The sequence below is a fragment of the Gracilibacillus ureilyticus genome (assembly GCF_900111195.1).
GTDB classification, from domain to species: Bacteria; Bacillota; Bacilli; order Bacillales; family Amphibacillaceae; genus Gracilibacillus; species Gracilibacillus ureilyticus.
In genome coordinates this window covers 20,192-35,872 of the sequence record NZ_FOGL01000023.1, presented here as the reverse complement: position 1 = coordinate 35,872, position 15,681 = coordinate 20,192, and the positions used below count along the sequence as shown (strand labels likewise).

Below are 15,681 nucleotides of genomic sequence, written 5' to 3'. Positions count from 1 at the left end.
GGAGGAACATCAACATGAAACCACTTAAATGGTTTACTGTCCTGATATTTTTGTTTCTAATAGCTTGTTCAGCCAATGATAGTAATAATGACAAGTCAATGGAAGAAATGAAACTCCAGACAGATGAAGAGAAAGTATATGTAGGATTTGCTATTGATACATTAAAGGAAGATAGATGGTACCGCGATAAAGAGTTTGTTGAAAAGAAAGTTACAGAACTTGGCGGGAATATAAAAACATTAGCTGCTAACGGAAACCAGGATGTTCAAATTGAACAGGTAAAATTACTTATTAATGAAGGAATCGATGTATTGATTATTGTTCCCAGTAATTCAGAAGCAGCCAGTAAAGCCACAAAATTAGCTCAAGAATCCGGAGTAAAGGTAATTGCTTATGACAAGTTAATTTTAGGAACACCACTCGATTATTATGTTTCTTTTGATAACGAAAAGGTTGGAGAAATTCAGGCACAAATTGTCCTTGATCAGATAGATGAGGGAAACTTCGCCTATATTGGAGGTTCTGAAACAGATAACAATGCACATTTAGTCAGAGATGGAGCGATGAGCATACTGCAGCCCTTGATTGACAGTGGAAAGATAAATCTTGTCTATGATGAATTTACAAAAGATTGGTCAAAGGATATAGCAGAAGAGAATATAAATAAGTTTCTTAGTTCAAATACTGTTACCATTGACGGTATAGTTACAGCATATGACGGACTTGCGGAAGGAGCACTTGCTGCTCTTGGTGAACAAGCTGGTCATATTCCAATATCAGGGCAAGATGCAGAATTAAATGCGATTAAACGGATCATTGATGGTACACAAACTGGTACAGTATATAAACCAATTGAAGCACTTGCGAATCAGGCTTCTATTCTTGCAATGGATATTGCAAGTGGTAAAGATATTTCCACTAATGCAACAGTCAATAATGGGAATATGGATGTCCCTACAATTTTACTTGAACCAGTTCAGGTGACTAAAGAAAATATTAATGAAACAATTATTGAGTCAGGACATTACACTGAAGAAGAAGTTTATAATTAAACAGGATAGAAAAAAGCAGATAGTTTAGGAAACTATCTGCTTTTTATATAATAACTTATTTTGTAATAGTAGCAACAACGCCTGCGCCTACTGTACGTCCACCTTCACGGATTGAGAATTTAGTTCCTTCTTCAATCGCGATTGGGGAGATAAGTTCTACAGTCATTTCGATGTTGTCCCCAGGCATTACCATTTCAACACCTTCAGGAAGGTTAACAACACCTGTTACGTCAGTTGTACGGAAGTAGAACTGCGGACGGTAGTTTGAGAAGAATGGAGTGTGACGTCCACCCTCTTCTTTAGAAAGTACATATACCTCAGCTTTAAAGTTTGTGTGAGGAGTGATTGTACCTGGTTTAGCTAATACTTGACCACGGTTGATTTCTTCACGAGAAACCCCACGAAGAAGTGCACCAATGTTATCACCAGCTTCTGCATAATCAAGAAGCTTACGGAACATTTCAACACCTGTTACAGTTGTTTTAGAAGCTTCTTCAGCAAGTCCGATGATTTCGATTTCGTCACCAACTTTTACAACACCACGCTCAACACGTCCTGTTGCAACAGTACCACGACCAGTAATTGAGAATACGTCCTCAACTGGCATCATGAATGGTTTTTCAGTATCACGGTCTGGACGAGGAATATACTCATCAACAGCTTCCATAAGTTCAAGGATTGCATTTACATATTGCTCTTCACCTTCAAGAGCTTTAAGTGCAGAACCTTTGATAACTGGTACATCATCACCAGGGAAGTCATATTCAGATAATAGATCACGTACTTCCATTTCTACTAATTCAAGAAGTTCTTCGTCATCCACCATATCACATTTGTTTAAGAATACTACGATCGCAGGTACACCTACTTGACGAGAAAGTAAGATGTGCTCACGAGTTTGTGGCATTGGACCATCTGCAGCAGATACTACAAGGATCGCACCATCCATTTGCGCAGCACCAGTGATCATGTTTTTAACATAGTCAGCGTGTCCTGGGCAGTCAACGTGTGCATAGTGACGAGTATCAGTTTCGTACTCAACGTGTGCAGTTGAGATAGTGATACCACGTTCTCTTTCTTCAGGAGCTCCATCGATTTGATCGTATGCACGAGCTTCCCCTCTACCAAATTTGTTGAAAAGTACATTAGTAATTGCAGCTGTTAATGTAGTTTTACCATGGTCAACGTGTCCAATTGTACCAATATTAACGTGGTCTTTGGAACGGTCAAATTTTTCCTTAGCCATGTGTATTTCCTCCTTTAAATAAATGAAATGTATTATTATATTTACAAGTATCTCAGCTTAGAAAAGACCAGAAAATCTCTTCTAAGCCTATAATACAAGTTATACTTTAGATTGCAAGAAAAATCAATTATTCCCCTGCATTTTTCTTGATAATTTCTTCTCCAACACTTTTCGGTACTTCTTCATAATGATCGAAGTGCATTGTGTATGTTCCGCGACCTTGTGTGTTTGAACGGAGTGCAGTTGCATATCCGAACATCTCTGCAAGTGGAACGAATGCTTTAACTACTTGTGCAGTACCACGAGCTTCCATACCTTCTACACGGCCACGTCTAGAAGTTACATCACCCATGATATCACCCATGTATTCTTCAGGAATTACTACTTCCACTTTCATCATTGGTTCAAGAATTACAGGGTTACATTTATTTTTCGCTGCTTTAAGTGCCATTGACGCAGCTACTCTAAATGCAGTTTCGTTTGAATCGACATCATGATAACTACCATCATATAATGTTGCTTTCACATCGATTAGTGGATAGCCAGCCAATACACCATTTTCCATTGATTCTTTAATACCAGCTTCAACAGAAGGGATATATTCACGTGGTACAACCCCACCAACAATGTTGTTTACAAATTCAAATCCAGCGCCTTCTTCGTTTGGTTCGAATTTAACCCAAACGTGACCATATTGACCACGACCACCAGACTGACGAACAAATTTACCTTCCACTTCCGCAGATCCACGGAAAGTTTCACGGTATGATACTTGTGGAGCACCTACGTTTGCTTCTACTTTAAACTCACGTTTCATACGATCCACAATGATATCAAGGTGTAATTCACCCATTCCAGAGATAATTGTTTGACCAGTCTCCGGATTAGTTTCAGTTCTGAATGTAGGATCTTCCTCTGCAAGTTTACCTAATGCTACTGACATTTTATCCTGGTCAGCTTTTGATTTAGGCTCGATTGCTACAGAGATTACCGGCTCTGGGAATTCCATTGATTCTAGGATAACTAAACTTTTTTCGTCACATAAAGTGTCTCCAGTACTAGTATCTTTCAAACCAACTGCTCCCGCGATATCTCCTGCATAAACTTCTGGAATCTCTTCACGAGAATTCGCGTGCATTTGCAGGATACGACCTACACGTTCACGTTTGTCTTTCGTTGAGTTCTTAACATAAGAACCGGATTGTAAAGTTCCAGAATATACTCGGAAGAATGTAAGCTTACCAACGAACGGGTCTGTTGCAACTTTAAATGCAAGTGCAGAGAATGGTTCTTTGTCATCAGCTTTACGAACAACTTCTTCCTCAGTTTGTGGAACAATACCTTGGATTGGAGGGATATCAGTAGGTGCTGGTAAGTAATCTACTACACCATCGATCAATAATTGTACCCCTTTGTTTTTAAAGGCAGATCCACAGAATACAGGATAAAATTCGACACTTAAAGTTGCTTTACGTACAGCTGCTTTAAGCTCTTCGTTAGTGAATTCTTCTCCTTCTAAGTAACGCTCCATTAGATCTTCATCTAATTCAGCAACAGCTTCTATTAATTTAGTGCGGTATTCTTCCGCTTGTTCTTTATACTCATCAGGAATCGGCTTTGCTTCAGCACGCGTTCCTAAGTCATCTAAGTACATGTATGCTTCCATTGTTATAAGATCAATGATACCTTCGAAATCATCTTCAGCACCAATAGGAAGTTGTACTGGGTGCGCGTTAGCTCCCAAACGATCTCCTAGTGTACCAACAGAGTAAAGGAAATCAGCGCCTGTTTTATCCATTTTGTTAACAAACACAATTCTCGGAACACCGTAAGTAGTTGCTTGACGCCAAACAGTTTCTGTTTGTGGTTCAACACCAGATTGTGCATCAAGTACAGTAACTGCACCATCAAGTACACGCAATGAACGTTCAACCTCTACAGTGAAGTCTACGTGTCCAGGTGTATCAATGATGTTGATGCGGTGACCATTCCATTGTGCTGTAGTTGCAGCAGAAGTGATAGTGATACCACGTTCTTGCTCTTGTTCCATCCAGTCCATTTGAGAAGCACCTTCGTGTGTCTCTCCAATTTTGTGGATTCTTCCAGTATAGAATAATATACGCTCAGTACAAGTTGTTTTACCAGCATCAATGTGAGCCATGATACCGATATTACGTGTTTTCTCCAAGGAGAACTCTCTAGGCATGATTCTTTCTCCTTCCTACTTCAAGAATAGTTTAATTTAATTGCTGGATATTCCGTTTTTTGTCTTCTACCCTTAAGTCAATCATCTTTGTGGCGAAGTACGCCACATAGATGCTTGTCTTAAGTCTGTTAAGCTGACTTTGGATCTTACCAACGATAGTGAGCGAATGCTTTATTAGCCTCAGCCATTTTATGCATATCTTCGCGTTTTTTCACAGATGCTCCAGTGTTGTTAGATGCATCAAGAATTTCATATGCTAAGCGCTCTTCCATTGTTTTCTCTCCGCGTAAACGTGAATAGTTCACGATGTAACGAAGACCTAATGCCTGACGGCGTTCTGGACGAACCTCTACAGGTACCTGGTAGTTAGAACCCCCCACACGGCGGGCACGTACCTCAAGTACTGGCATTACGTTTTTCATAGCTTGTTCAAAAACTTCCATAGCGTTTTGACCACTGCGTTCTTGAACTAGTTCGAATGCGCTATAAAGAATTTTTTGAGCTTTACCTCTTTTTCCATCAACCATAATTTGGTTGATTAGACGTGTTACAAGTTTAGAATTGTATAACGGATCTGGTAAGACATCACGTTTTGCTACTGGTCCTTTACGTGGCATATCTTTCCCTCCTTCCCTTCATTTTATAAATAAACTTATTTTTTAGGTCTTTTCGCACCGTATTTAGAACGGCCTTGCATACGTCCTTCAACACCTGAAGTATCAAGCGCACCACGAACGATATGGTAACGAACCCCTGGTAAGTCTTTTACACGACCACCGCGGATTAACACAACGCTGTGTTCTTGTAAGTTGTGACCAATTCCAGGAATGTACGCAGTAACCTCGATTTGGTTTGATAAACGAACACGGGCATATTTACGTAATGCAGAGTTCGGTTTCTTAGGAGTAAGTGTACCTACACGAGTACAAACTCCACGTTTTTGAGGTGATGATTGGTTAGTAGCTACTTTTTTACGGCTGTTGTAACCTTTATTAAGTGCTGGTGAATCTGATTTCTTTGTTTTAGAAACACGACCTTTACGTACTAACTGATTAATAGTTGGCATGTTTAGTTCCTCCTCTCATATACAAAATGTAATACCACACATCCAGGTGGTTCATATTAAAGCAAAAAACAAAGCTTTCACAAACCTGTCGGGTTCGCCAAAACTTTACTGTTTGATTGCTACCGTTGCAGCCCCTACATCAATACCGCATGTTCTTCCTAATTTTTTCATGGAATCAACATATGACAAAGGGATGTTGTGATCCTTGGCAGCCTGTGATACTTTACTTGTTACGTGAAGCTCTGCATCACTGGCAATAATCACTTCTTTTGCAGCGCCATTTTTAATGGCTTTTAACACTTGCTTTGTTCCGATAATCTTCTCGATATTTACCTGTGCCACTTTTTCATAAGACATCGATTATATCCTCCAAAGTAACAAGGATAACGGAAGCACCTTAAATATACTATCATCACACAATTTCAATGTCAACTTTTATTTTGAAAAATCAACATTTTTTATTCATGTCTTCCGTTTTTTCACCTTGTTGTTTATCAAGTAAATTTTGTGTTATGAATAAGTGCCTGATAAGATAAGCACTTATTCATAACCTTGCATTATTTATGGTGTTACTTCGTCAGTTATTACTTCACTGGTAATCGCTTCTTCTGCTAATTTTTCTTTTATACGGCGATAACGCTGCATACCTGTACCAGCTGGAACAAGCTTACCGATAATAACATTTTCTTTCAGACCTAACAATTCATCTCGCTTTCCTTTAATCGCTGCATCTGTTAATACCCTTGTTGTTTCCTGGAATGATGCTGCAGAAAGGAACGAGTCTGTTTCAAGGGAAGCTTTTGTAATACCAAGCAATACCGGGCGCCCCACAGCCGGCTGGCCGCCTGTGTACAGTGCCTGTTTGTTCGCTTCTTTAAACTGGTGAATTTCAAGTAATGAACCTGGTAATACTTCTGTATCTCCAGAGTCTGCCACACGTACTTTGCGTAACATTTGACGGACCATTACCTCAACGTGTTTATCACCAATTTCAACCCCTTGCATCCGGTATACTTTCTGTACTTCTTTCAGTAAGTAAGACTGTACCCCGTCAATACCTTTTACCTTCAGCAATTCTTTCGGATCAATAGAACCTTCTGTTAGTGCCTGGCCAGCTTCCACTTCATCACCAATTGCCACTTTTAAACGGGAACCGTATGGTGCTGTATATGTTTTTGTTTCAATGGCACCCTGCACGACGATTTCCTGCTTATCTTTTACTTCTGTAACATCCTTGACGATACCAAAGATTTCAGATATAACTGCCTGACCCTTCGGATTTCTCGCTTCGAATATCTCCTGGATACGCGGTAAACCTTGAGTGATATCACTACCTGCTACCCCACCAGTGTGGAATGTACGCATAGTTAACTGAGTACCTGGTTCACCGATTGATTGTGCTGCAATAATACCTACTGCTTCACCAACTTCAACTTCTTCACCAGTCGCTAGGTTACGGCCGTAACATTTCTTACATGCACCGTGTTTGGTATTACATGTAAATACTGTCCTAATCAGCACTTCTTCGATTCCAGCTTCTTCGATGTCTTTAGCAATATCCTCTGTGATCACTTCATTCTTGCCAATCAGTAATTGATTGCTTTCAGGGTGATACAAGTTCTGGAAGGAAGTTCTTCCGATCAGACGGTCGATTAATGGTTCGATTATTTCCGTACCTTCCGTAATAGAAGCAACGGTTAATCCGCGGTCAGTACCACAGTCTTCCTCACGAATGATTACATCCTGAGCAACATCAACTAAGCGTCGCGTCAAGTAACCAGAGTCAGCTGTCTTAAGGGCTGTATCGGCAAGACCTTTACGAGCACCGTGTGTTGAAATAAAGTACTCTAATACCGTTAAACCTTCCCGGAAACTTGACTTGATCGGTAACTCAATAATTCGACCAGCCGGGTTGGCCATTAGTCCACGCATACCTGCCAACTGAGTAAAGTTCGATGCATTACCACGGGCACCGGAATCACTCATCATGAATATTGGGTTTCGTGGATTTAATGTTTTCATCAGGCGTTCCTGAATATCATCTTTAGCTTGTGACCAAATAGAAATAACTCGGTCATAACGCTCTTCATCTGTTATTAAGCCTCGGCGGAATTGTTGTAATACTTTATCCACTTTTGCTTGTGATTCTTGTAATATTTCTTCTTTCTCTGCAAGAACAACGATATCCGCTACACCTACAGTAATACCAGCTTTAGTGGAATATGCAAATCCTAGATCTTTCATGCGGTCAAGCATTTTCGATGTTTCACTGATTTTAAACCTCTTAAATACTTCCGCAATGATATCCCCAAGGATTCCCTTTTTAAATGGCTGAAGTGTCTCGCGTTTCGCGATTTCTTCTTTAATATTTGCGCCTTTTTCGACAAAGTATTTATCTGGAGTAGCTTCTTCCAGATTTTTCTGAGTCGGTTCGTTCATATATGGGAATGAATCTGGCAGCATGTTATTAAAGATTAGCTTACCTACTGTTGTAATCATCAGTTTTCCTTTTTGTTCTTCTGTGAAGGTTGCCTTGTTCAATGTGGAAGGCAGTACACCTATCCGTGTGTGTAAATGTACATATCCATTATGGTACGCGATCAATGCTTCATTAAGATCTTTAAATACCATACCTTCCCCTATTGCACCTTCTCGTTCCATTGTTAAGTAATAGTTACCTAACACCATATCCTGTGAAGGTGTAACAACAGGCTTCCCGTCTTTCGGGTTCAGAATGTTCTGTGCAGCAAGCATCAGAATACGAGCCTCTGCCTGAGCTTCAGCTGACAATGGGACGTGAACAGCCATCTGGTCTCCATCAAAGTCTGCATTATATGCTGTACACACTAATGGGTGCAAACGAATCGCACGACCTTCTACCAGCGTAGGCTCAAATGCCTGAATACCTAACCTGTGAAGCGTAGGTGCACGGTTAAGCAGGACAGGGTGTTCTTTTATTACATCTTCTAAAACATCCCATACTTCTGCATGAAGTCTTTCAATTTTACGCTTAGCGGATTTAATATTATGAGCCAGACCTCTGTCTACTAACTCTTTCATAATAAAAGGTTTAAATAACTCTACCGCCATCTCCTTAGGCAAACCGCATTGGTACATTTTCAAATGTGGACCTACAACGATAACCGAACGGCCGGAGTAGTCAACACGTTTACCTAATAAGTTTTGACGGAAACGACCTTGTTTCCCTTTTAACATGTGTGATAGTGATTTTAACGGTCTGTTACCAGGACCTGTTACAGGACGGCCACGACGACCATTATCAATTAACGCATCTACAGCTTCCTGTAACATACGTTTTTCATTTTGAACAATAATGCTTGGGGCACCAAGATCAAGTAATCTTTTCAAACGGTTGTTACGGTTAATTACCCGTCGGTATAAATCATTTAAATCAGATGTCGCAAAACGGCCACCATCCAATTGAACCATTGGTCTTAATTCAGGAGGGATAATCGGCAAAACATCCATTATCATCCAGCTTGGTTCATTTCCTGAATTACGGAAAGCTTCTAACACTTCCAATCGTTTGATTGCACGTGTTCTTCTTTGACCTTGCGCAGATTTCAATTCTTCACGAAGTAACTCAACTTCTTTTTCCAAATCAATATCTTGCAAAATCTTCTTAATTGCTTCCGCGCCCATTTGGGCTTTGAATGTATTTCCGTATTTCTCGCGGTATGCTCTGTATTCTTTCTCTGATAGCAGTTGTTTCTTTTCCAACGCTGTATCTCCAGCATCTGTAACAATGTATGCCGCAAAATATATTACTTCCTCTAGAGCACGTGGTGACATGTCCAGTACAAGACCCATACGACTAGGGATCCCTTTGAAATACCATATATGTGACACTGGTGCAGCAAGTTCAATATGGCCCATACGCTCACGACGTACTTTTGCTTTTGTTACTTCCACTCCACAACGGTCACAGACAACACCTTTATAGCGGACACGTTTATATTTTCCACAATGACATTCCCAGTCTTTCTGCGGTCCGAAAATCCGTTCACAGAACAGACCATCTTTTTCAGGTTTCAGTGTACGGTAGTTAATGGTTTCAGGCTTTTTCACTTCACCGTATGACCATGATCTGATTTTATTCGGTGATGCCAAACCTATCTTCATATACTCAAAATTATTTACATCCAACAAGGGGTCAACCTCCCTTTTAATCTTCCGGATTTTCAAACTCATCCTAGTCGTTTAACTATAGTTGCTCACTTATATTAATGGAGAAGAAATACAGTTTCCTGACTATGTCTTTTCGGAATGAAAAGCTAGCAGGGAAACTGCATTTTTCCATTTAAGATCAATCAGCTGGTAGTTTCTTCAATTTCCAGGTTAAAGTTATCTGCAGAGTGAACATCGTCATCGTCATCGTCACGGAGTTCGATTTCCTGCTCATCACCTGATAACATTTTAACGTCCATCCCAAGACTCTGAAGTTCTTTAATTAATACTTTAAATGATTCAGGAATCCCTGGTTCTGGTACGTTATCACCTTTTACAATTGCCTCATATGTTTTCACACGGCCTACTGTATCATCAGATTTCACTGTCAGAATTTCCTGCAGAGTATAGGCAGCACCATATGCTTCCAATGCCCATACTTCCATCTCACCAAAACGTTGTCCACCAAATTGTGCTTTACCACCTAAAGGCTGCTGGGTAACGAGTGAGTATGGTCCAGTGGAACGTGCGTGTAACTTATCGTCTACCATGTGTGCCAGTTTAATCATATACATAACACCGACAGATACACGGTTATCAAAAGGTTCACCTGTTCTTCCATCGTAAAGGATCGTTTTTGCATCCCGCGCTAAGCCAGCCTCTTCCAATGTCTCCCAGACATCATCTTCTGTTGCACCATCAAATACTGGTGAGGCAACATGTATTCCAAGCTGTCTCGCAGCCATACCGAGGTGAAGCTCAAGCACCTGCCCGATATTCATACGCGATGGAACCCCTAATGGGTTTAACATAATATCAATCGGTGTACCATCAGGTAAGAATGGCATATCTTCCTCAGGTAATATTTTTGAGATAACCCCTTTATTACCGTGACGCCCTGCCATCTTATCACCTTCATGAATCTTACGTTTCTGAACGATATATACACGAACAAGCTGATTCACACCAGGCGGCAATTCATCACCGTCTGAACGGTTGAAAATCTTAACGTCTAATACAATACCTCCTGCACCGTGTGGTACTCGGAGTGACGTATCACGGACTTCCCGGGCCTTTTCACCGAAAATGGCATGCAATAAGCGTTCTTCTGCTGATAATTCTGTCACCCCTTTTGGTGTAACTTTACCAACAAGAAGATCTCCATCTTCTACTTCAGCACCCACACGGATAATTCCGCGTTCATCAAGGTCACGCAAAGCATCTTCCCCAACGTTTGGAATATCACGTGTAATTTCTTCAGGTCCTAACTTAGTATCACGAGCTTCCGATTCATATTCCTCAATATGGATGGAAGTATACACATCATCCTTCACAAGTCGCTCGCTCATGATGATCGCATCCTCGTAGTTGTAACCTTCCCATGTCATGAAACCAACCAGCACATTTTGCCCGAGCGCTAATTCTCCATCTTCCATGGAAGGACCATCTGCAAGTATTTCCCCTTTTGTTACACGATTGCCTTTTGCAACGATTGGGCGCTGATTATAGCAAGTTCCGGAGTTGGAACGGACAAATTTTTGCAGGCGGTAGCGGTCTAAATCTCCTTCAACCTCTCTTCCGTCCACTTCAGAGATTCGGCGGACAAGTACCTCTTTCGCCTCAACTCTTTCGACAATCCCTTCATGTTTACAAATAACCGCAGCACCGGAATCTTTCCCTGATACATATTCCATACCTGTACCAACGATAGGGGATCTTGGCTGCATTAAAGGTACTGCCTGACGCTGCATGTTCGCACCCATCAAGGCACGGTTTGAGTCATCATTTTCCAGGAAAGGAATACAAGCTGTCGCAGCTGATACTACTTGTTTAGGTGAAACATCCATATAATCAATTTTCTCACGCTTTACAATCGTGTTTTCCCCACGGAAACGTGCAATAACTTCCTCATCAGCAAATGTACCATCATCATTTAACTTCGCATTCGCCTGTGCAACAACATAGTTATCCTCTTCGTCTGCTGTTAAATAATCCATCTGCTGAGTGACTTTACCAGTTTCCGGATCAACTCTCCTGTAAGGAGTTTCTATAAAGCCAAATTTGTTAACTTTGGCATAAGAAGATAATGAGTTGATTAATCCGATATTCGGACCCTCAGGAGTCTCGATCGGACACATACGCCCATAGTGGGAATAGTGAACGTCACGAACTTCGAAACCTGCACGTTCACGAGTTAAACCACCAGGTCCTAATGCAGATAAACGTCTTTTATGCGTTAACTCTGCCAGCGGATTCGTCTGATCCATAAACTGAGATAATTGCGAGCTTCCAAAGAACTCTTTGATGGATGCAATTACAGGTCGAATGTTTATCAATTGCTGTGGTGTGATGGAGGAAGTATCCTGGATCGACATTCTCTCGCGAACCACACGCTCCATTCTTGATAAACCAATTCTGAACTGGTTTTGTAAAAGTTCCCCAACGGAACGCAGACGACGGTTACCTAAGTGATCAATATCATCTGTTTCACCAACTTGATGCAGTACATTAAAGAAATAGCTGATTGAAGATAAAATGTCAGCAGGTGTAATGTTCTTAATACTGTTATCCACATTACAATTTCCAATAACCGTTAACGCCTTTTCACCTTCAGGGTCAGTTGGATCAACTATTTTAACAGATTGAATTCTTATCGGCTCTTCCAGAACACCCTCATTTGGTTCCAACACTTTTTCCCCGTAACGGTTATCTTCCGCATCGAGGATTGGCAAAATTTTATCAAGAAGGCGTCTGTCCAGTTTGTCGCCTTTATTTGCAATCACTTCACCAGTCTCTGTGTCTACGATCGGCTCGGCTAAAACCTGATTAAACAGGCGGTTTTTAATATGAAGCTTTTTATTTATTTTATAGCGACCTACATGTGCCAGGTCATAACGTTTTGGATCAAAGAACCTTGACACAAGCAAACTTTTTGCGTTTTCAACAGTTGGCGGCTCACCAGGACGCAAACGCTCATATATTTCTAACAAAGCTTTCTCGCTTGTTTCTGTATTGTCTTTTTCCAACGTATTTCTTAAGTATTCGTTGTCACCTAATAAATCAATAATTTCCTGATCATCACTAAAACCTAACGCTCTCAGTAAAACAGTGATAGGAAGTTTTCTCGTACGGTCGATCCGCACATGGACTACATCCTTCGCGTCAGTTTCAAACTCTAACCAGGCACCTCTATTCGGGATGACAGTTGCAGCATAACCACGTTTACCATTCTTATCAACTTTTGCATTGTAATAAACACTAGGTGAACGCACAAGTTGTGATACAATAACACGTTCTGCACCGTTAATTACAAAAGTACCAGTTTCTGTCATGAGCGGGAAATCACCCATAAACACTTCTTGCTCTTTCACTTCGCCAGTTTCATTATTAATTAAACGAACTTTCACACGAAGAGGGGCGTTATAAGTTACATCTCTCTCTTTTGATTCGTCTACAGGATATTTAGGATCTCCTAAACTGTAATCAACAAATTCTAACGAAAGATTCCCTGCAAAATCTTCGATTGGCGAAATGTCCTGAAACATTTCTCTTAAACCTTCATCAAGGAACCATTGATATGAATCTGTTTGAATCTCGATTAAATTGGGTAACTCTAATACCTCACTAATGCGCGCATAACTTCTTCGTTGGCGGTGCCGTCCGTATTGAACTAGTTGACCTGTCAACTGATTCACCTCTCGATCAATAATAAAAGATATTCGCCAATTAAAATGGCAGTAAATGAAACCACACTTACTATTTATACATCGCTAACTATAGGTGATTGACATTTTCTCTATAGAACGTATAATTTAGTAAGTGTCATACAGAAATTCGGCTTTCGCAAACCGAACAAACCTGTGAGAATTACACAAGTTTTATATTGACATCTGAAAGGTTCAGATGTTATTCAATTACTCATAAAGTCTGTGGAAATAAATAAGGAATCAAAAAGGTTTTGTAGAGAACTCTATTAGCTAATATCATGCCATTATTTCCAAAAAGCACACCTAAACATATTGATTAGTTTTCCCATTCGAGAAAAAAATATACATTTTTAGAAATTTTCACTTGACAAACTTTCGTCCTATTGGCATTTTTCAATATTAACACAACTATTTGTTCGAGTCAAATAATTTCGCCTTGAAAATATGGTAGCCTTTTTGTTTAGTAACAAGTTCGACAGATGAAAATAGTGTTTCCAACTTTTTCTGTGCAGAAGGAGCTCCCTGTTTCTTTTGTATAACCACCCATAATTCTCCCCCATCCAATAAGGCATATTTTGACTGCTCAAACATTTCATGAACGACTTTCTTTCCTGCACGAATTGGCGGATTTGTTAGTATTGCAGCAAATTTATGACCAGCTATTCCTTCAAATTTATCACTCTCTATAAAAGTAACATTTGATATATTGTTATTTTTCGCATTTTCGTTCGCCAGCTCTACCGCCCTTAAGTTCACATCAACGCCTAAGACTTCACGTTCTGCATTTCCCTTAGCTATTGCCAGACCGACAGGACCATATCCACATCCCAAATCTAATATCGGACCTGTTATATCCGGAGGGACAAATGCTTCAATCATTACCTTCGAACCAAAATCGACTTCGTTTTTTGAAAAGACTCCATTATCTGTTGTAAAGGTGAATAAATGATCCTTTAATTCATATGTCCACGTTTTCCTCTCACTTGCCACATCGGGGTTTTTAGAGAAATACTGATCAGCCAAACCAGCAACCACCTTTCCTTTATGTTGAAAGAGCACTACTTCATTCTCTTTTTGATAGAGCATTCTGCTTTACTATTCCACATAACTTCTGGAAGTATATCATCTTTTTATATAGAAAAAGAAAAGCCCGCCTTTATAAAGCGAGCTTCTCGATATATTGTGTTAATTATTTCAATTCTACAGAAGCACCAGCTTCTTCTAATTTAGCTTTCATTTCTTCTGCTTCTTCTTTAGCAACGCCTTCTTTGATAGCTCCTGGTGCGTTATCTACTAAATCTTTAGCATCTTTAAGTCCAAGACCAGTGATTTCACGAACAGCTTTAACAACTTTGATTTTTGATGCTCCAGCACTTTCAAGTACTACATCAAATTCAGTTTTCTCCGCTGCCGCTTCACCAGCACCGCCACCTGCTACTGCTACAGGCGCAGCTGCAGTTACACCAAATTCTTCTTCGATTGCTTTTACTAAATCATTTAATTCAAGAACAGACATTTCTTTGATTGCTTCAATAATTTGCTCTTTAGACATGTTCATTTCCTCCTAATTTTTTATTATTTATTTCGAACACACTGTTATCTGAAAAGTTTTCAGCTTACGCACCTTGTTCTTCTTTTTGCTCTGCCACTGCTTTTGCAGCATAAGCGAAGTTTCGCACTGGTGCTGTAAGCACGCTGAGTAGCATAGAAACCATACCTTCGTAGTTTGGAAGATCTGCAAGTTCCTTGATTTGCTCAAGAGAAGCTACTGAACCTTCAACAACGCCACCTTTGATTTCAAGTGCCTCATGCTCTTTCGCGAAGTTGCCTAATACCTTCGCCGGAGCCACAACATCATCTTTACTGAATGCGATAGCTGTTGGTCCAACAAGAATATCGTTTAATCCAGTTAATTCTGCTTCTTCTACAGCACGACGAGTCATTGTGTTTTTATACACTTTGAACTCTACACCTGCTTCACGAAGCTGGGAACGTAATTCTGTTACTTCCGCAACATCCAACCCACGGTAGTCTACAAGAATAGTTGATTGGCTTTCACGAAGTTTTTCAGCGATTTCTGAAACAACTTGTTTCTTTGTCTCGATTACTTTTGACATATTTCCACCTCCTGTTATGCGATCATTATACCGGCACACAGAAAAACCTCCATGCATGTAGACACGGAGGTTTTATGACTGTTAGCATTTGAACAAAGT

11 protein-coding genes and 1 other annotated feature (1 of these 12 running past the window's edge) are annotated in these 15,681 nt (G+C 40.2%); of the genes, 1 reads left to right on the top strand and 10 read right to left on the bottom strand.

The annotated features are described in order from the left end of the window. The first annotated feature begins 14 nt into the window (after positions 1-14). The gene (locus tag BMW36_RS17960; protein ID WP_089743694.1) at positions 15-1,052 is read left to right on the top strand and encodes a sugar ABC transporter substrate-binding protein; all 1,038 of its coding nucleotides are present in this window, start codon (positions 15-17) and stop codon (positions 1,050-1,052) included. Positions 1,053-1,107: 55 nt separating this feature from the next. On the opposite strand, the gene tuf is transcribed toward BMW36_RS17960, so the two are convergent. From tuf to rplJ, 10 genes are all read right to left on the bottom strand, one after another. Continuing rightward, positions 1,108-2,298, bottom strand: a complete 1,191-nt coding sequence (tuf, locus tag BMW36_RS17955) for an elongation factor Tu (protein WP_089743692.1) — start codon at positions 2,296-2,298, stop codon at positions 1,108-1,110. Between the two features lie 127 nt (positions 2,299-2,425). After that, positions 2,426-4,504, bottom strand: coding sequence for an elongation factor G (fusA, locus tag BMW36_RS17950; RefSeq protein ID WP_089743690.1), 2,079 nt, complete (start codon positions 4,502-4,504; stop codon positions 2,426-2,428). A 146-nt stretch (positions 4,505-4,650) separates the two neighbouring features. Next, the gene (gene rpsG, locus BMW36_RS17945) at positions 4,651-5,121 is read right to left on the bottom strand and encodes a 30S ribosomal protein S7 (RefSeq protein ID WP_089743688.1); all 471 of its coding nucleotides are present in this window, start codon (positions 5,119-5,121) and stop codon (positions 4,651-4,653) included. 35 nt (positions 5,122-5,156) lie between these two features. Further along, positions 5,157-5,570 carry a 30S ribosomal protein S12 gene (gene rpsL, locus BMW36_RS17940; RefSeq protein WP_089743686.1) on the bottom strand — a complete coding sequence of 138 codons (414 nt, stop codon included), beginning with the start codon at positions 5,568-5,570 and terminating at the stop codon, positions 5,157-5,159. A gap of 105 nt (positions 5,571-5,675) precedes the next feature. Then, entirely contained in the window at positions 5,676-5,927 is a 252-nt protein-coding gene (locus BMW36_RS17935; RefSeq protein WP_089743684.1) for a 50S ribosomal protein L7ae-like protein, read from the bottom strand. A gap of 204 nt (positions 5,928-6,131) precedes the next feature. Further along, complete coding sequence (rpoC, locus tag BMW36_RS17930) at positions 6,132-9,740, bottom strand: DNA-directed RNA polymerase subunit beta' (protein WP_089743682.1); 3,609 nt, start codon at positions 9,738-9,740, stop codon at positions 6,132-6,134. A 161-nt stretch (positions 9,741-9,901) separates the two neighbouring features. Then, entirely contained in the window at positions 9,902-13,444 is a 3,543-nt protein-coding gene (gene rpoB / locus BMW36_RS17925; protein ID WP_089743680.1) for a DNA-directed RNA polymerase subunit beta, read from the bottom strand. Between the two features lie 429 nt (positions 13,445-13,873). Beyond that, positions 13,874-14,488: a class I SAM-dependent methyltransferase gene (locus BMW36_RS17920; protein WP_139180339.1), complete on the bottom strand. Its 615-nt coding sequence runs from the start codon at positions 14,486-14,488 to the stop codon at positions 13,874-13,876. A 166-nt stretch (positions 14,489-14,654) separates the two neighbouring features. Next, on the bottom strand, positions 14,655-15,017 hold the full coding sequence (rplL, locus tag BMW36_RS17915; RefSeq protein WP_089743676.1) for a 50S ribosomal protein L7/L12: 363 nt from the start codon (positions 15,015-15,017) through the stop codon (positions 14,655-14,657). Positions 15,018-15,081: 64 nt separating this feature from the next. Next, positions 15,082-15,582 (bottom strand): 50S ribosomal protein L10, encoded by a 501-nt coding sequence (gene rplJ / locus BMW36_RS17910; RefSeq protein WP_089743674.1) that lies wholly within the window; start codon positions 15,580-15,582, stop codon positions 15,082-15,084. 31 nt (positions 15,583-15,613) lie between these two features. Further along, positions 15,614-15,681 (bottom strand) — a sequence feature (ribosomal protein L10 leader region) (it continues 92 nt past the right edge of the window).

Bases quoted from the DNA above. Each gene is read 5' to 3' on its own strand.
- tuf (WP_089743692.1), bottom strand. From the start codon at position 2,298: ATGGCTAAGGAAAAATTTGACCGTTCCAAAGACCACGTTAATATTGGT.
- fusA (WP_089743690.1), bottom strand. From the start codon at position 4,504: ATGCCTAGAGAGTTCTCCTTGGAGAAAACACGTAATATCGGTATCATG.
- BMW36_RS17960 (WP_089743694.1), top strand. From the start codon at position 15: ATGAAACCACTTAAATGGTTTACTGTCCTGATATTTTTGTTTCTAATA.
- rpsL (WP_089743686.1), bottom strand. From the start codon at position 5,570: ATGCCAACTATTAATCAGTTAGTACGTAAAGGTCGTGTTTCTAAAACA.
- rpsG (WP_089743688.1), bottom strand. From the start codon at position 5,121: ATGCCACGTAAAGGACCAGTAGCAAAACGTGATGTCTTACCAGATCCG.
- BMW36_RS17935 (WP_089743684.1), bottom strand. From the start codon at position 5,927: ATGTCTTATGAAAAAGTGGCACAGGTAAATATCGAGAAGATTATCGGA.
- rplL (WP_089743676.1), bottom strand. From the start codon at position 15,017: ATGTCTAAAGAGCAAATTATTGAAGCAATCAAAGAAATGTCTGTTCTT.
- rplJ (WP_089743674.1), bottom strand. From the start codon at position 15,582: ATGTCAAAAGTAATCGAGACAAAGAAACAAGTTGTTTCAGAAATCGCT.